Source organism: Bulleidia sp. HCP3S3_C9 (genome assembly GCF_052064035.1).
Lineage (GTDB): Bacteria > Bacillota_I > Bacilli_A > Erysipelotrichales > Erysipelotrichaceae > Bulleidia.
In genome coordinates, this window is the sequence record NZ_JBQHWJ010000048.1 from 1 (window position 1) to 18483 (window position 18483).

Below are 18483 nucleotides of genomic sequence, written 5' to 3' on the forward strand. Positions count from 1 at the left end.
CTGAATAACTGCTTAGACATTAACTTTCTTTGGCTCATTTATTATATCTTATTATTTTGTTCATTCACAAAAATAGCTAATCTGCAACCACACGATTGTAGATTAGCCGATAAATTATATATGAACATTTAATGGATTGTGATTGTCAAATAAATACCGTCTACAAAAATATCTTATATTCACTGTGCAATTGGCCTCTACCATATTTGATCACAGAAAAAACTGTTAGTTTTCCAAAAGGCAGAAAAATAACAGTTTACTTCTCTTCATTATTATATTTTCTGTTTTTGATAAATCAGTTCTTTCTGCATATCAACTGCATTTAATAACATACAATCCATCACTTTGGTAATTCTTCTAGTATCCATTTACCATTGTCATATGCAAATCTTGCTACTGATGCATTCGGTATCAGTGTTGCTAATATATCTGGATTCTCTCTTTCAAGTTCGTCAAGATCTTTTCCAAATAATGCTTCCAGCATGTAATAGAAATATCCTCTATGACTGACAATCAAAACTACATCATGATCATTACACGTATCTACAATCTTTTGATATGTTTCTTGAATTCTCTTTTCAAATGATTCACGATTCTCCCCTTTAAATGCACTAAAATCTTTATTCTTCCAGCAATTTGACATATCTGTATCACCTACACCAGATGCTTCTAGATATCCAAACGACATTTCTTTGAGACCTTTCAGAGAAACTACTTGATTTTGATGCCCTTCCAGAATGATATTTGCTGTATCCAATGCTCTTTCAGAACTGGAAGAAAATACCTTATCAAAACAAATATCTTTTATTTTTTCTTTTGTCTTTTCAGCCTGATGAATACCATTCTTTGTCAAAGGGCTGTCACAAGACCCTTGAGACAAGTTTTTCACATTGAATATCGTTTCACCATGTCTTACATAATAAAATTGAATATGTTTCATCCTACCTCCTATGAAAATAAGGCTGCATGAAGCAGCCCTATCAAATTACATTTTCTGAATTTCTTCAGCCATGAAACCACAGACTTCTTCTGCCTGTACTGTTGAACCAAGATTATCCAGAAAGCCATGATCACATCCACAATACGTTACCAGTTTTACAGAAACGCCAAGTGTATTGAATCTTCTGGCAGCATATTCTGCACTCATTCTAAGATAATCAAATTCAGAATTACAGATAACCATTTCAGGAAACTGCTTCAAGACTTCTTCGCTTGCACACATTGGTGAAATCAGAGGATCATCCAATGTTGTCTTGCGCTGAATATACAATCCATCCTCACTTGCTTTTTCATGTCCCAGGCGAATACGATCAATACGACTGTGGATCACATCTGCCTGTTCATCCAGCATTGGATAAGCATCATATGACCATGTAAATTCTTTTACATCTCTTGGATTTCTTGCATCGAATGAAGGATACAATTCAAATACTTTAGAAATGATCTTTCTGTCTGAAATATCTTTGATGACACATGAATTTGTCAATCCTCCACCAGCACTGTCACCGGCAACCATGATTTTTGTCTGATCAATGTTTAATTCATCTGCATGATCATAGATATAATTCACAGCTGCATAGCAGTCATCGATTGGTCCAGGAAACGGGCATTCAGGAGCGAGACGGTATTCAGGAAATACCGTTACCGCATGTGCCTTTTCAGCAACCAGTCTCATCTGTTTTTCATAGAGATGAATGTCTCCAGCAGTCCATCCACCGCCATGCAGATAAATCATTACCGGCAGTTTCTTGCCTTCATCATCTTTTCTTCTGTACATAAAGATGTCGATCATATGATCATCATTTACTGAAATCAGTCTTTCATCTGTTTCAATTTCAGTTTCTGTCAGTTCATATGTCACCTTGTCTGGACGATATCTTTCATTCATTAAACTGTATCCACCTTTGGCACGCTGATTGAACATTGCTTTTTTCTTTTCAGCAGTTGCATACAGACGAGGATCCATTACATGCCTGCGGTCATCATCTGGAACTGGCTTGAACAGGATATCAATTCCATCTACATTTTCTACATATTCTTTTCTATGGATCACATCCACTAATTCTTTATCGTATTTACGATTATCTGTCATATCAATTCCTACTTTTCAGCTTTGATGACTGACTTCATATCACTGTCATCTACTGTAACATTCTTATATGCATCCGGATTCAGTAAAATAGTGATCACTGTATCATCAATACCTTCTGTTTCAAACATTGCCTTCTTATATTCAGCTATTTTTTCACCAGTTCTGACTTTCATGCCTGGCTTTACAAATGTACGGATTCCCATACCATTCAGTTTCACGGAATCCAGACCAATGTGCACCATTACCTGTTCGCCATTAGAACCATAGATCGTAATTGCATGTTTTGTTGGAGCAACACTATTGATAATTCCTGTGACCGGGGAAGTAATTACATTATTTAATGGCTTCATTCCAAAGCATGTACCTAATGCACCAGAAGAGAAGATCTCATCCTGAATGTCTTTCATTGCAACATATGTGCCTTCTGCAGGTGCAGCAATTGATGCATCTCCTGTAACAACCATTTCATCTGTTGTACCAGGTAAAGCTACTGGAGTATCGTCATCATCTTCTCCGTAGATGGAATCATCCCACTTTGTTGCAAATACGCCTACAAATGACATTACTGCCATGATGGCAAGAACAATCAATGCATGAATGAAGTTTGAAACATCCTTTTCAGGTCCTAAGAATAACAGAACATTTGTTAATGAATATGCACCAAATCCATAAGATTTCAAGCCAAAGATACCAGATACCAAACCGGCAGTTAAAGCTGTAACCGTATATACTCCATAGATTTTTGGCATTTTATAGTTGATGCCATAGACAGTTGGTTCAGAGATACCGAAGAATGCAGATAATGAAGCCGGGAATGCAATACTCTTTAGATTCTTGTTCTTTGTCTTCAGACCGACAGCAAGGGCAACAAAAGCTGGAGTCAATGTGCAGCAGTAGAACCAGATATTGATCAGATCATCATACCCAGCGTCTGCGATAGAAGCCATTGCAATTGGCATCAGTGCCATATGGAACCCAGGCATGAATACACCGACTGTAGAACTGAAGAGAATAATAGCAAATACACCAAGCCATGGAACTGTATTTCTGACCCAGACCATCCCTGCATAGATATAATTTGTAATGAATGCGCCAAGTGGAGCAAGCAGTGGAAGCGTGATTGCTGACATGATCAGTAGCAGTAAGAATGGCTTCAGAACATGTCTAACAGAAACTGGGAGGACCTTCTTCAACAGAGCATCGATTTTTGACATTACGAATACTGCAAGTACTGGCTGAATGACACTGCTATTATATGTATTCAGCATTGTTGGAATGCCGAAATAGGAAGTGAATGTCTGACCTTCTGCAGTCATAGTGTTTACCATATCTACCCATCCAGGATATACAAGGAATGCGCAAAGCACCATCGCAAGTACCGGTTCTGTATCAAACTTCTTTGCGGCAGTATATCCAATATAGACTGGAAGGAAATAGAAAATCGTCTGCTGAAGATTTGTCAGGATCGTAATCGTAGAACTGTCCGCAGCCATTCCACACCACTGAAGGACCAGAATAAATACGCCAAGAAGACCTGCTGCAAGCAGTGCTGGAATGATTGGTGACATGATACCTGCCATCATCATAAGGAAGTTTGCAAATTTACCAAGTATTCCTTTATCGGAAGATGAAGTTCCCTTGGATCCTTTTAGATCTCCTACCTGCTTCTGTACAGCAGAGAATACATCTTCAATTGTCTGTCCGATAATTACCTGGACCTCTTTGCTTGATTCCTGAACCGATAGTCCAAGAACGCCTTTTGTTGATTTGAGACCATCCTGATTTACTCTAGACAGATCTCTTACGTTTACACGCAGTCTTGTTGCACAGTGATTTACAAATTCCAGGTTTTCCTTTCCACCCAGAAGAGTAATGATCATTGTTGCAAGTGTGTCAAAATTAGAATTGTTCGACATATATTATCTCCTCTCATTGTCCTATATCGAATTATTTTTTGAAACCTTCATCTGTGGAAGATATCCTTCAATATCGCGCATTGTGATATCTTCGATTTTGCTGGCTGTGGCATTACCAGCTGCACCACCCCACTGCAGTGCTTCTTCACTGGAATATCCCTGTGACAGCTTTCCAATAAAGGAAGCAAGCATTGCATCTCCTGCACCTACCTTATTGACAAGTACTGTACGAGGCTGATCCAGTCTGAAGATACCATGTGCATTGGATAATACTGCTCCATCTTTTCCTAACGAAACAAGGATATTTTCAATTCCTATTTCATTTGCCTTTTTCAGATATTCATCAATATTTGATTCATTGATTTCATCATTTTCAAAAAGCAGCTGAAACTCATACAGGTTAGGTTTGATCAGATATGGTCTGCATTCTTTCAGCTGTTCCATTGTGATCTGTTCCATATCGATCACAACTTTTGCGTTTCTCTGATGCACTGCCTGAGCCAATGCAGTAACAAAATCATCCGGAAAGCCATGCATCACAGAACCAGAGATGATTACAATATCATCTGCATTGATCTTTGCAATTTCATCCAGCAGAAACTGAACAGTACAGTTATTTGCTACTGGTCCGCTGCCATTGACACATAATGCCTTCTTCCCATAGTTTGCCTTCATGTTGATACGATTCATTCCATCCACTGGAATTGGAATCATTTCAATATTTGGATCTTCTTCAAAGGAATCCTGAATGTACTGACCTGTAAATCCACCAAGTACTGCAATTGCCTTAGATGGAATATTCATTACACTTAGGATCTTAGAAACATTCAGTCCCTTTCCGCCTGCCTTGTAGATTTCGTGACTTCCTCGATTTACTTCATCTACCAGCAGTGTTTCATCCAATGTGATAAAGTAATCGATCGCAGGATTTAATGTAATTGTATATATCATATGAATCCTCGTCTTTCTGATTCTATTTTACGTTTCGTATCAGCTAATTCAATCATATTATGACAATTTCAATCAAATACTCATTACATTTTATACATTAAACACTTATAATGATTATATCAATCAAAAGAATGATTATTCAAAGGTGGAATATGAACAAACAGCTAAGATGGTCCCAGATCACTGAACTATGCAAACAGAAAGAAATCGTATCTGTCACGGAAATTGCAGATGCGCTGCTGATTTCTCCAGCGACCGTAAGAAGAGATCTTCAGGAAATGGAAGATCTTGGCATGATTATCCGGACTCATGGAGGCGCTAAAATTACTGGAGATCAGACAGAAGAGCCTTCCATGATACTGAAAGCAGAATCCAACTCATCCGAAAAAAAGCAGATTGCATATGCTGCAGCAAAGCTTATCAAAGACAATCAGATGGTATATCTGGATGCAGGAAGTACTACATATGCAATGATTGAATACATTACTGCCAAAAATATTACGGTAGTCACTCCAGGGATTCCTCATGTAGAACTTCTCGGAAAGAAAGGAATATCAACGATCATGCTTGGGGGAATCGTTCGATGGAGTACACAGGCCATCACAGGAAAACAGGCAACAAAACAACTGAATGATTACTATTTTGATGTCTGCTTTATTGGAACAAACGGCATTCATGAACAGATTGGTTTTACAACAAGCAATGAAATGGAAGCAGATACGAAGGCTCTGGCAATTCATCATTCAAAACAAGCTTATATTTTGGCAGATGAATCCAAATTCAATCGTCTATGTCTTGTTCAATTTGCCAAACTAGATGAAGCCATTGTCATCTGTAACAATACAAGAAATTTTGACGAGCAGAAAATAAACTGTATAAAACTGCAGTAACAATTGTCTGCAGTATAGCATATGCTTTAGATTACTCTCAATTTGAAAACCGATAAATTTTAATTATGAGGATTGAAGTCAATGCTTATTTCTTTCCCTGAAATCAGCATGAGAAAAGCATCTGTCGGAAATGGCAGGTGATGATATTCATCATATCGGTGACGCTGCAATCGGTGGAATGGATGCAGAAAACTTAATGCATTACAGTGAAGTCATTCGTGGAAAACGTCATACAATCTTACGTATGGCTAGATCTATCTATCGATAAAGCAAAATATATTAAAGGCTTGAGACTACAAAGTTTCAAGCCTTTTGATTGTGATCTTTTCACTCTATACTGGCATTTTATTTTCCAACATCGATCAGTACCGCTCTGCATGGGGGAGCATCTGCGCCAGATAGATTCAATGGAGCTGCATTCAAGAAATAAACTCCTTCTGAAACTTCTGATAAACGAATTCCTTCAAGCAATACTACATTTGCTCCTAATAATATAAGATGCACTTCCATTGGCACATTTTCAGGACCAACCGTTTGAGATTCATTCCCAAGCAATAAGATTCCATCCTCAGCAAATACTTTAGCTGCTTCTGCTGAAACTTCAGCATCTCCTTTAATTAAAATTCTCTTTGCGGCTTGTAAATTCTGATTCTTAGCTTTTTCAAGAATTTCTACAGCAGCTTCACCAGAGACAATTCCATGATATTCTACAACATATGCCATTCCAATCAATGCATCTAAACTGATAGAGTCAACAGTTTTTCCATCCTTGATGAAATGAAACGGTGCATCGATATGTGTACCATTATGTGCACACATACTAAATGCTGTTAAGTTATACAAGTCACCATTTTCCATTGAACAAAGAGTCTTTTTTTCAGGTATTGGATCACCAGGATATACCTGACAATTGAATATTTCTTGGGAAATATCATGAATTTTCATTTTCTAAATTCTCCTTCACGCACTCTAATTCACCTGACTATGATGTGTTCAAAATATCGTTCTTGAAATTCCACCAAAGCATTGATTGCATCATCAGAATACTCTTTATTTTTGGGAACTATGATCAATTTATCGTCATCATCATCCATTCTATGGATAATGGCAATACATTTCCCCTTAAACGCCTTTACAGGTTCAAACACACCTAGTAAATAACAATCCAATTCTTCCCCATCTCCACTGGTAGTGTCTAGTACATATCCATAGTTCACCGGATAAATAAATCCATATTCAGGATGTTTACTGCCAAGTTCTCGATCAATTACGATATTTAATTCTTTTCCTAGATATTCTTTATGATTCATATGATTTTTTCATCCTTTTGAGTACACTTTTATTTATAAAGTATACATGAATCATTCATAGCACTAAATAAATTTGGAAAGTTAACGGTTTTACTTTATTTTTCTTCTATTTCAACCATATTTTCACTATAGTTGTCTGCAATATTTTCTGATGCAATCACACTGAATACAACAATTGCCAAGATATAAAAAACTAGAATTACAAACAAAATAATACAAACCACTTTCCAGATTGTTTTACTACGTTGATTCTTCATTGCCAGCTGTTCACTGATTTTAGCTAGTTGCTGAGCAACTGCACTCTTATCTGTCTCTTCAACGATTTCTTCTCCAAGTAATGTACTTACATACGTATCCAAAACATCCGCAATTTTACAAAGAACATCTGCATCAGGTACAGAAAGACCTTTTTCCCATTTACTGACTGTCTGACGCACAACATTCAACTTTATCGCAAGTTCTTCCTGTGTATATCCTTTTGCTTTTCGCATTGTTTTTAGATTTTCATGAAACATATTCAAAATCTCCTTTTTGTTAGTATCATCCTATACAAATATGCCTGTTGCGGAAAGCAACACATAGTAACATTTGATTCAAGCATTTATCAATTTCAAGAATTTCTTTTCATTCATGATTTCATTTGTCAGATATTCACCATCATAAAACAATGCATATGTTGTAATTGGAGATGGAACATTTCTAGCCTGTTCTTTCCTTGTAATATGAATCACTTTGAATGGAATATTATTTTCTTTCGCTGTCTTTTCTACAATGGGAACATATTTTGCATTGAACGGGCATTGGTTTGTATAGTAAAGAACGTATCCACTTTCATTCACTCGAGGATGTTTTGCACATTCCATAAACTTTGGTTTTTCTACGCCACTGAAAAAAGATAAATACCATAGTTGAATTCCATGGTCTGTTTCATCACATACTGTAAAACCCTTATATTTCAAAAACTTTGGATCCGCAAGATATGGCTTTTTCTTTGCAGTACTAAGAATACATAATCCTTTTTTACCTTTTTCTTTACTGTCTTTGATACATGCTTCAAGCAAATCATTTGCATATCCATGCCCCTTGAATGCACCCGATACCCATAAACAATCAATATACATATATCCTTCAGCATCAATTGGATTCCATGCATTCTCTGCAGGGATGTATTCAATGAAGCATTTCCCACGCTCAACACTTTTCAAAAACACAAGACCATCATCAAAACGTTCCATAAGCCATGCTTTTTTTGATGACACTTGCACATCTTTATTATTAGAAATGGCACAGCAGATATGTTCTTTCTCAATATTTTCTTTCGTAACTCTGATATATTCCATATGTAGTTAACACTCCAAAATAAAGTATATGAGATTTCTTATATTTTTTAAACAATCTCCAAAAAAGGAAAGCATCTCGCTTTCCTAAATGAACTTACTTTATAAAATATAAATCTTCAAATTCATCCATTGGCCACATTGGTCTAGCAATCATCTTAAATGGAATTCTTTCGCTTCTCTGGATTGTTGGACCATCCGATAAAGCCATGATATGGAATTCCGTTTCAGGAATTAAATATGTATCTAAGTAACCCATTTTCACAACTACGATATCATAATCGTGAAAAGGTGCATTTGCAGCATCAAACTGTTCCATCGTACCATATTGAATATTATCATTCATAATAATTACATCAATATTAGTATCCTTGATATTAAACAAATATGATTTACCTAAATCAAAATCTGAACTAAATCCTTTTTGTTGTTTACCGATTGTCTTTAATGTTCCTTCTAATGTAGTAGATTTACTATTCTCATCTTCCTCAACCCCAACATTTAAAGTCAGTTTATCACCAATTTTACATTTGGAAATGATGTCATAGCTCTTTGGATCATTAATACCTGCAAATAAAACTTTCTTATCTGTTTTATGTTTCAGCATTTCTCTTAAAACAATTGTATTCTGTCCATATCCACCAGCACCGCAGTTATCTCCAGAGTCAGTAATAACGACTGTCTTCTCTGGATAATTCAATGCAGTTTCAACAGATTTATCTACTTCATCAAAGTTACCAGTAAATTTAAACTCATGACGATGATTCCAAGTATACTGACTGATTCTATCAGCCACTTCATTACAGTAATCAATATCATTCATTGTATTAGGAACTACAACAACCGCAGCACCAAGTTTGTCATCATCGTGTCTGATAAATCCTACATGGAAGGAAGTAGAAAATACTCTTGGATCCTTTTCTGCTTCATCAAGCAGTTGATTAATGGAGCGAACGGGTTCATTCGCAGAAACACTTCTTTCTCCACCTACCATAATTGGAAGTTTTCGAATGATTGGTTTCATCACTCTACGATGCAGCATTAAATCACATAACAGTTCTGCCACTTTTCTTCTAGTTTCAACTGTATCAAAATGAGGTGATTCACGGAAGCATCTAACAATATTTAATTGATTTGATAATTCTTCTGTTAAATTACCATGAGGATCCATGACCATTGCAATTGGCATATACTTACCAACAATTTTTCTCATCTCTTTCACCAAGTAATGCTCACCAGAAATACAATCCAGTCCATCTACACCACTTGCTCCATGGAACTGTAGATAAATACCATCAATTTCAGATAAATGTTCTTTCAATGGATTTAATATACATTCACAGATATAATCAAATGTTTCTTTACCAATCATTCCATTTGGAGAAGTATTTGCATATAAAGAAGGAATTATTTCAATATCATTCTTGTTAAAAATATCTTCTACTTTCATTGCTTTTACACAATCATCTCCATACAGAAAATGGAAGTCATCTCGATTCACAATATGACTGATATGTTCATTACATTCTGCATTAAAATGCGCCACAAAAACTTTCATTATTATCTTTTCCTCTTCATTTTCATTTAAGAAATATCTTTATCATTATTATAAGATATATTTATCACTTTTTTCTACCACTCTTTCACTAAGTTCAAACCTTCTTTAATAGCATTCTGTACTTTTTCTTCAATCTCATCTAAAGAAACATAGTCCATATTCTGTGTTGCAATCACATCCATTGGACCAATGCCCCATAGCCAGCTGAGTGCTTTTAAATGTGGGGTGGCCTGTTCTAAAGGATCACCTGTAGCGATATCCATGCCACGTGTTGTAATGTATAGAAGTTTCTCAGCACGACAATTTCCATAGCATGTTTTATCATTGCTTTTAAAAGTGACATCAAATATGGAACAAAGTTCTAAAAAATTCTTTAAAGCTGCTGGATATGACATATCCCAGAATGGTGCCGCAATCACTATTCTATCTGCATCACGAATTGTTTCTGACCATGATAGTGACACAGAATCATAATCACCATGCGTTCTTTTTTGAATCAAATCTTCTTGCACAATTGTTAAAGGAAGCTGATTCAAATCATATTTGATAATTTCATATCTTTCAGACAGCTTATCAATGATTGGTTCTGCAATTCTACGTGTTCTAGATTCCTTGCCACGCATGCATGCATCAATATAAACTAAAGATTTCATTGTATTTGTCCTCATTTCTTCTCTGCAATTACTATAACAATTTCCAACAATATATCATACTTTTCAAGATAAAAAACGCCTCCTATGAGACGTTTCATGTTTTATTTATATTCCAAGTTATCCCCGGTTTCTGGATCAAAGATATGAATTACACTATTGTTGAATGTGAATTGAATTTCATGTCCAGCCTGGAATACATCATTGCTTGTCAACTCTAATGTTGGAACAATGATAATACTATCTTTTCCACATGCCTGAATATGAATATGAACTGAAGAACCCATCATTTCTGAAACATCAACTGTACCATTAATCATTCTACCTGGCTGCTGATCCAAGATAATATGTTCAGGTCTAACACCAATTGTCACTTTCTTAGATTCTACTCCGTTTTCTAAAAGATGACGATTCTTTTCATCAGATAACGGAATCACTGCATCTTCAAGTTTCACAGAATACTTTCCATTATTATCTTTAACAAGTTCACCATCATAGAAATTCATCTGTGGCATTCCAATAAAACCAGCAACAAACAAATTCACTGGATTATTAAATACATCCTGAGGCGTTCCAATCTGCTGAATCACGCCATCTTTCATTATGACAATGCGATCACCAAGTGTCATAGCTTCTGTCTGGTCATGCGTTACATAAATAAATGTTGTATCAATTTTCTTTCTCAACTTAAGAATTTCTGCACGCATCTGATTTCTTAATTTAGCATCCAGATTAGATAATGGTTCATCCATCAATAAAACTTTCGGTTCACGAACAATGGCTCTACCAATTGCTACTCTCTGTCTTTGACCACCAGATAACGCTTTTGGTTTACGATCCATATACTCAACGATATCCAATGTTTCAGCGGCAGCATTCACTCTTTGATCCATTTCTTCCTTGGAAACTTTTCTCATCTTTAATGGAAATTCCAGATTCTGGCGAACTGTCATATGAGGATACAGTGCATAGTTTTGGAATACCATGGCAATATCTCTATCCTTTGGAGCAACTTCGTTCATCAATTTGCCATCAATATACAATTCACCACGAGTAATTTCTTCCAAACCAGCAATCATACGTAAAGTAGTAGATTTACCACATCCAGATGGGCCAACAAGAACAATAAATTCTTTATCTTCAATTTCTAAATTAAAATCATCTACCGCAACTACACCTTCTTCAGTAATCTTCAGATTTGTTTTCTTTTCTGGTGTATTATCTTTCTTCTTTGATTTTTTTACTTTCTTCTTTTCATTTTCAGAATTAGGATATATCTTTTGAATTCCTCTTAAACTAACTGTCGACATAAAATCATCCTTTCACAGCGCCAATCATGACACCAGATACAAAATATTTCTGAACAAACGGATAAATAATCATCATTGGAATTACAGAAACCATGATTGTTGCATATTTAATCAATGGTCTATAAATCATTACATCTTCACCATCTGTATCCGCAACAATACTATTCTCAGTTGACTGCAAAACAATTTCTCTTAAAACAAGCTGTAATGGCCATAATGATCGATCTTGCAGGTAAATAGATGCATTGAACCATTCATTCCAATGTTGTACCGCATAGAACAATACAATTACCGCAATAATTGATTTGCTTACAGGAAGAACAATATCTATTAATATCTTCAGATCATCTGCACCATCAATTCTTGCTGCTTCAATCATTTCTGAAGGAATTTCCATAAATGATGTTCTCATAATAATGATGTTGAATGCTGTTAAAGCACCAGGTAAGATAACTGCCCATCTAGAATTGAACAAGCCCAATTTGTTAATCACAATAAATGTAGGTATTAATCCACCGTTAAATATCATTGTAAATACTACAAATTTTGAGAATAATTTACCAAACAGTAAATTTTTACGAGACATTACATATGCAGCAAGTACATTCAAAACCAATCCAATAAAAGTTGAAACAGTAACATAGAACAACGTATTTCCATATGATTTAACAATATTAGAATTCGCCATTACAAGGTTATATCCACCCAAAGTAATGTCGCCTAATGGTTTCAAAAATAATCCACTATGTGCAGCAACTTTTAATGGGTCACTAATTGATCCCATTGCAACATGCCAGACTGGAAGAATAAATATTACACACAGGAGAAATAAGAATATCGTATTAAATACCGCAAATATTTTCTCCCCTTTTGTTCTTTTATTCATACAAATCACCTACCATATACTTGTTTCATTAACCTTGCGGCTAATAAAATTCGCACTCATCAATACAATCAGATTCACAACAGAGTTAAACAAGTTAACGGCTGTAGAATATGAATAGTCAGAATTCAGAATACCCATACGATATACATAGCTGGCAATAACGTCACCAGTTTCATATGTAGAAGGACCATACATTAAGATGATTTTTTCATATCCAACACCCATGATCTGACCTAATCTTAAAATCAGTAATACTACAATCGTAGATGCAATACCTGGAAGTGTAACATGCAATGTTTGTTGCCATCTATTCGCACCATCAATTGTTGCGGCTTCATACAGAGTTGGATCAATTGCTGCTAATGCAGAAATGAAAATAATAGAATTATACCCTAAATGCTGCCACAAATTTGAACCAATATACAGTGTTCTAAACCACTTAGGTGAAGAAATCACTGCGCCACCATTCCAGCCGAATGATTGTGCAACATTTGTAATCAATCCATTCGATTTACCAAAGTCAAACATAATGGAAACAACAACTACAACTGAAATAAAATATGGAAGATAAGAAATTGTCTGTACAATTTTTTTGAATTTCGTATTTCGTACTTCATTCAAACATAGCGCAAAAACAATAGGTAACGGGAACGAAAAGATGAGACCATAAAAACTAATTAATAATGTATTTTTTAACAATCTCCAAAAGTTAGGTGAACTAAAAAATCTGATAAAATTCTCCATACCAACAAATTGGCTGCCGAAAAATCCTTTACGCATACTATACTTTTGGAATGCCATGACAACACCAACCATTGGAGCATAATTAAATAGCAAGAAATAAATAATGACAGGAAGAGCCATCAAATATAATTGCCAATGATCGCGAAGATCTTTTTTCAATCTATACGAAAAGCTCTTCTTCACTTTCTTTTGACTTTCTGTCATAGAATACGTATCCTCTCTATGAATAAAGGGAAACAGGATGTTACTCACTGTTTCCCATCCATTTATAAATTATCTTGCATTGTAACGATCAAGAGCAGCTTGACGTAGTTCAATACACCTATTGATACCCATATCTTCTAAAGTTTTTCTATAGGCATCATATTCATCAAGAGATCTTTCACCCTTTATAAACTTAACATTATTTTCTTGAACAAATGATTCAATTTCAACATATAGATTAGAAAATTCTGTGTTTTCATCTAATGTCATTGTGCAAGTTGTAGGGATAAAATCTGTTGCTGGGTAAGTTGACCAGATAGAATATGCTACAGATCTTTCCTTTGGCATCTGTTCAATCTGTGCAGCTTCAACTCGGACAGTTGGGTTCTTTGCCCAGTACTTAACAGCTACAGTTGCAGAATCTAAACCATCTGGATTGTTATAACGGAAATCATAATTACCAATTCTATGTCCATCCTTTGGATCAGCATTCCATACTTTGCCTTCTTCACTTTCAAGACCATAGTTAGCATTTAGATAATTGTCTTTTGCATAGAATGAATCTAACCACTTGATAGCTTCTTCTTTATGCTCGCTGCTTGCACTGACTAATGTACAAACATTTAACATATCCATATAGTTACCAGCGATATTTCTCCAAGATGGATCTGGAGAATCAGCACTCTTCTTAGGCTGTTTTGCTGCAACTGTCCAGAAGTCTTTATTTGTTGCGCCTCTTGATACATAAGCATCAGTCATTCTTGTACCATAGTCTACTAATGAGCCAACCTTATCGTTTAACATCATGTCATTATCAGCTGTGATACCACTAGATTGTCTTGTTGAGAAGTCCTGATCTAATAATCCCTTCTTGTACCAGTCATTCAACAATGTTAGATATTCTTTATAGCCATCTTCCATTGGACCATACTTAATTTCACCATTTTTCTGATAAAAATATGGAGCAACACCATAACCGGCCATAAATTCACCATTATCGATACCATACTTTGATGTGTATAATGGAGCTTCAATGCCTAACTTATCTTTAAATGCTGTCAATACTTTTTCCCACTCATCATAAGTTTCAGGAACATCCATGCCAACTTTATCTAAGAAGTCTTTACGAATGGAGATACCCTGGTCAGCATAACCGCCTTCAATATTATCCCAGAATCCCCACATACCATACATTTGTCCAGCATCTGTAAGAACATTTCGTTTCACACCATCAATACTGTTCAGCCAGCTGACATAGTTTGGACATAAATCTAAATAGTCTGCCATATTAACAATATATCCATCTTCGATACATGCATCCATGCCATCTCTATACATCTGTGAAGTTACCTGATCATAAATAATATCAGGAAGTTTTCCAGATGTGAAAAGAAGGTTAAATGCTTCTTTTTCAGTACCAGCTGGCGGTACGATAAAATCGATATGAATGTTTGTCTTTTCTTCAAGCCATTGCCAGAATTCACCTTCATTATAATCAGATAATGTACCCATTGAGTCAGCCATTGGATACCACATTGTTAAAGTGATTTTCTCTTTACTAATTGGATATGTCTGTTGATCAACTTCACCTTTCACAATGTCTGATTTAGGAATTTCGACGTTTTTGTTTTCTCCTGTTCCTCCAGTGGATCCGCCACTTCCTCCACTACAGCCACTTAACAGCATCGCCGCTGGCAGCCCAATAGCCAATGCCTTTTTAATAATGCGTTTCATAAAATTTTTACCCTCGCTTTCTTTTTTCTTATTATGAATTGCAATTATCTACACCATCCAATGGTGTAAAATCCTTATTTTACATATTCAGCAAATATTTGATCATTAAATATTTTTGCAGAAATATATGCTAATGTCGGTACTCCAACAAACAACAATACCGGAAATAATACTGGAACATATCTCCAGAGAAACAAAGGCAAGATAATGATTCCAAAACATTCAATTCCTAATACTTTTAAAGTTTGAAAAATATCTTTCGCCATAAAGTAAAAACTATTTGTAATTGTTCTAAGAATTGTATTTTCAAATCTAGCCAAGATCATAAAAATATATGTATACGCCATGATCCAGATAAATAACATACCAACTAAAATAACCGCAAATACTGTTGATACACTATGTCCAGAATTGATTGATCCTAACGCTTGAATTAAACCAGAACAAAGAATAATTAATATTGCAAGCATTCCCGTACCAATCAGCATACCCTGCTTCATATTTGTCACAAAGCTATGAAAAAACATTCGGACAATACTATCTCCTTCATTTCTTCTCAATTTGATACATGTGTAATTTAATGCAGAAGAGCTTGCTCCAATTGTAACGACTGGTATTGAACAAATAATCCATAGAACATTAAGAATCATTAGATTAAAAAGTAATTCTAATTTATCAAAAATAGGATTATCCTCTTTTTCACTCATAGTACTCATCAACTTCACGCTTTCTTTTTATCATGCACTTTCTATGTACAATTTCTATCCCGCGAATTTCAGCCAACTAACTCACTGCCATTATCTTTCCAGAAAACATAAGTTTCCACCCATTAGAAAAACAACTTTGTGAATCTATCGCTTTACATTCATTTTACTTTTCTTCACAAAAAATTTACTTGATAAATATATTTAAGCACTTATGGTGATGCAAAAGCAAGCTTTCGAAGTAAATCAAAATGATTTTGGAACAATGTTTCGAATGTGAATAAAACACGTATTTAAATTATCAAAATTTCCTTCCCTATATAAAGGTTTCAACAGAACATCAAAAAATGGAGAATGAAAACATCCATTCTCCAACCATGTTTCGAAACAATTCGGTGCTTAATTTCCACGCAACGTTTCCTGATAAACTTTCAAAATCGTCTGTAATACTTCATGATTATTAAAATCTTTATTATAAACAATTCTCGTTTCTCGAACCATGCTTAAGTTTTCAATTGGAAGTGTAACAAGCTTCTTGCTTCTAAGTTCATGTGCACATGCACTTTGTGCAAGAACAGAAACACCAAAATTTTTACGAATCAATTCTTTGATTGTCGCAATATTATCAACTTCCATGACAATGTTATAGTTTTCTGGAGAATCTCCTAAACTTCGAAGACTAGAATCAAAAAGAACACGTGTAGCAGAACTTGGCAAGCGTAAAATCATTTTCTGTTGTTTCAATTGAGAAAGTGTAATCATGGCATTATTTGCAAGTGGATGATCAGGTGACATTACACATACAAGATTATCTGTATTCAACACCAAAGAACTAAAAGATGGATCATTGGACTTTCCTTCCGCAATTACGAGATCCAGCTCATAATTTCCAAGCATACTATAAAGATTATTTATTGTATCAGTAATAATCGTTATTCTTAACTTTGGATTTTCGTTGCTGCATTTTGCCAGCACTTCCGCTGTCATATTGCTTTCTGATGTATGCGTAATACCAACCTGTAAAGTAGAAATCTTCCTCTCGCTATCTTTTAAATCTGCATGTGGTATCTCTGATATCTTAAGTCACCTTCTTGAACGTTACTGGACAAATACAGAACATGTCGATACAACAGATTACCTCATTGAAGGTGCTGTTAAAGCAGTTATGTTGAATGGCGAAAGAATTATGGATCACCCAGATGATTACGATGCCCGTGCTGAAATTCAATGGTTAGCATCTATCGCACATAACAACCTATTAAATACAGGAAGACAAGATGACTGGGCTTCTCATAGAGTTGAACACGAAATCAGCGCACAATATGGAATTACACATGGTGAAGGTATGGCAGTTGTCATGCTTGCATATGTTAAATACTGTGCGAAAAATCATCCTAAGAAGATGGCACAATTTGCAAATAGAGTATTTAATATTGACTATTCTAATTACACAGAAGAAAAAATGGTACTTCTACTTGCCGAAAAACTTGAACAATTCTACAAGAAGCTAAATCTCAAAACAACTTTAAAAGAAATGAATATCGATGATACTCACTTTGCTGAAATGGCTGATCGTGCTACAAAAAATAACACATCACCAGTTGGACATTACTATCCTCTAGACAAGGAACGTTTTATTGAAGTATTGAAGTTAGCTCTGTAATTCATGTACTACGCTGATATTAAATCATACGACATTGCCAATGGTGAAGGATGCAGAGTAACCCTGTTTGTCTCTGGCTGCACAAATCATTGCAAAGGCTTTTTCAGTCAGAAACCTGGAACTTCCATTATGGTCAGCCATACACAAAAGATACTGAGGAATACATTTTAAATCCCTTCAAAATCCTCATATCGAAGGTCTGACAATACTTGGAGGTGAGCCATTTGAACCATTTAACCAGGCAGAACTAGTCAATCTGCTCCATATTGTCAAACAGGAATTTTCTGAAAAAAATATCTTGTGCTTCACTGGCTTTGTCTATGATAAAGATCTTCTAAAAGGACAGCGAAAACATACAAATGCAACAGATGAAATGTTGTCTTATATCATGAATAAAACCGCTCAAAAAGCGGTTTTATTTTTACATAATTGACCATCTGATTCATTGACAAGCAAAAATAGGAAAAGCAGCATTCAAAGCATTCGTAATCTGTCTGCGGGTCATTGGATGAGATTTAAAAATATATTTGGCTA

At 35.3% G+C, this 18483-nt stretch carries 21 protein-coding genes; 5 read left to right on the top strand and 16 right to left on the bottom strand.

What is annotated here, in order from left to right; all coding sequences use genetic code 11:
- Positions 1–340: 340 nt before the first annotated feature.
- From ACTND6_RS08385 to ACTND6_RS08400, 4 genes are read right to left on the bottom strand one after another with little or no spacing between them, the layout of a single operon-like run.
- On the bottom strand, positions 341–940 hold the full coding sequence (locus ACTND6_RS08385) for a histidine phosphatase family protein (RefSeq protein WP_441023638.1): 600 nt from the start codon (positions 938–940) through the stop codon (positions 341–343).
- 45 nt (positions 941–985) lie between these two features.
- Positions 986–2092, bottom strand: a complete 1107-nt coding sequence (locus ACTND6_RS08390) for an alpha/beta hydrolase (RefSeq protein WP_441023639.1) — start codon at positions 2090–2092, stop codon at positions 986–988.
- A gap of 8 nt (positions 2093–2100) precedes the next feature.
- On the bottom strand, positions 2101–4008 hold the full coding sequence (locus ACTND6_RS08395) for a PTS glucose transporter subunit IIA (protein ID WP_441023640.1): 1908 nt from the start codon (positions 4006–4008) through the stop codon (positions 2101–2103).
- Positions 4009–4029: 21 nt separating this feature from the next.
- A complete protein-coding gene (locus ACTND6_RS08400; protein ID WP_441023641.1) occupies positions 4030–4959 on the bottom strand; it encodes a 1-phosphofructokinase family hexose kinase in 930 nt (309 codons plus the stop codon).
- 152 nt (positions 4960–5111) lie between these two features.
- Here ACTND6_RS08400 and ACTND6_RS08405 point away from each other — a divergent pair, with 152 nt between their 5' ends.
- Positions 5112–5849 (top strand): DeoR/GlpR family DNA-binding transcription regulator, encoded by a 738-nt coding sequence (locus ACTND6_RS08405; protein WP_441023642.1) that lies wholly within the window; start codon positions 5112–5114, stop codon positions 5847–5849.
- Between the two features lie 130 nt (positions 5850–5979).
- On the top strand, positions 5980–6117 hold the full coding sequence (locus ACTND6_RS08410; protein WP_441023643.1) for a DUF7916 family protein: 138 nt from the start codon (positions 5980–5982) through the stop codon (positions 6115–6117).
- A gap of 77 nt (positions 6118–6194) precedes the next feature.
- Here ACTND6_RS08410 and ACTND6_RS08415 read toward each other — a convergent pair whose 3' ends face one another.
- The 12 genes from ACTND6_RS08415 to ACTND6_RS08470 form a co-directional block, all read right to left on the bottom strand.
- Entirely contained in the window at positions 6195–6794 is a 600-nt protein-coding gene (locus tag ACTND6_RS08415; RefSeq protein WP_441023644.1) for a cyclase family protein, read from the bottom strand.
- Between the two features lie 29 nt (positions 6795–6823).
- Complete coding sequence (locus ACTND6_RS08420) at positions 6824–7159, bottom strand: inorganic diphosphatase (RefSeq protein ID WP_441023646.1); 336 nt, start codon at positions 7157–7159, stop codon at positions 6824–6826.
- 95 nt (positions 7160–7254) lie between these two features.
- Positions 7255–7674 (bottom strand): helix-turn-helix domain-containing protein, encoded by a 420-nt coding sequence (locus tag ACTND6_RS08425; protein WP_441023647.1) that lies wholly within the window; start codon positions 7672–7674, stop codon positions 7255–7257.
- A gap of 78 nt (positions 7675–7752) precedes the next feature.
- Positions 7753–8499, bottom strand: coding sequence for a GNAT family N-acetyltransferase (locus ACTND6_RS08430; protein WP_441023648.1), 747 nt, complete (start codon positions 8497–8499; stop codon positions 7753–7755).
- Between the two features lie 94 nt (positions 8500–8593).
- Entirely contained in the window at positions 8594–10054 is a 1461-nt protein-coding gene (locus tag ACTND6_RS08435) for a M81 family metallopeptidase (RefSeq protein WP_441023649.1), read from the bottom strand.
- Positions 10055–10128: 74 nt separating this feature from the next.
- Positions 10129–10707 carry an NAD(P)H-dependent oxidoreductase gene (locus tag ACTND6_RS08440; RefSeq protein ID WP_441023650.1) on the bottom strand — a complete coding sequence of 193 codons (579 nt, stop codon included), beginning with the start codon at positions 10705–10707 and terminating at the stop codon, positions 10129–10131.
- Positions 10708–10808: 101 nt separating this feature from the next.
- Complete coding sequence (locus ACTND6_RS08445; protein WP_441023651.1) at positions 10809–12014, bottom strand: ABC transporter ATP-binding protein; 1206 nt, start codon at positions 12012–12014, stop codon at positions 10809–10811.
- A 4-nt stretch (positions 12015–12018) separates the two neighbouring features.
- Positions 12019–12900 carry a carbohydrate ABC transporter permease gene (locus ACTND6_RS08450; protein WP_441023652.1) on the bottom strand — a complete coding sequence of 294 codons (882 nt, stop codon included), beginning with the start codon at positions 12898–12900 and terminating at the stop codon, positions 12019–12021.
- A gap of 9 nt (positions 12901–12909) precedes the next feature.
- On the bottom strand, positions 12910–13848 hold the full coding sequence (locus ACTND6_RS08455; protein WP_441023653.1) for an ABC transporter permease: 939 nt from the start codon (positions 13846–13848) through the stop codon (positions 12910–12912).
- A 69-nt stretch (positions 13849–13917) separates the two neighbouring features.
- The gene (locus ACTND6_RS08460) at positions 13918–15582 is read right to left on the bottom strand and encodes a hypothetical protein (RefSeq protein ID WP_441023654.1); all 1665 of its coding nucleotides are present in this window, start codon (positions 15580–15582) and stop codon (positions 13918–13920) included.
- A 74-nt stretch (positions 15583–15656) separates the two neighbouring features.
- Entirely contained in the window at positions 15657–16289 is a 633-nt protein-coding gene (locus ACTND6_RS08465; protein WP_441023655.1) for a YesL family protein, read from the bottom strand.
- A 396-nt stretch (positions 16290–16685) separates the two neighbouring features.
- Positions 16686–17273, bottom strand: coding sequence for a LysR family transcriptional regulator substrate-binding protein (locus ACTND6_RS08470; RefSeq protein WP_441023656.1), 588 nt, complete (start codon positions 17271–17273; stop codon positions 16686–16688).
- A 1-nt stretch (position 17274) separates the two neighbouring features.
- Between ACTND6_RS08470 and ACTND6_RS08475 the strand changes: the two genes are divergently transcribed.
- From ACTND6_RS08475 to ACTND6_RS08485, 3 genes are read left to right on the top strand one after another with little or no spacing between them, the layout of a single operon-like run.
- Complete coding sequence (locus ACTND6_RS08475; RefSeq protein ID WP_441023658.1) at positions 17275–17949, top strand: hypothetical protein; 675 nt, start codon at positions 17275–17277, stop codon at positions 17947–17949.
- A 3-nt stretch (positions 17950–17952) separates the two neighbouring features.
- Positions 17953–18120, top strand: a complete 168-nt coding sequence (locus ACTND6_RS08480; protein ID WP_441023659.1) for a 4Fe-4S cluster-binding domain-containing protein — start codon at positions 17953–17955, stop codon at positions 18118–18120.
- A gap of 34 nt (positions 18121–18154) precedes the next feature.
- Positions 18155–18382 carry a 4Fe-4S cluster-binding domain-containing protein gene (locus ACTND6_RS08485; protein WP_441023660.1) on the top strand — a complete coding sequence of 76 codons (228 nt, stop codon included), beginning with the start codon at positions 18155–18157 and terminating at the stop codon, positions 18380–18382.
- The last annotated feature ends 101 nt before the right edge of the window (positions 18383–18483 follow it).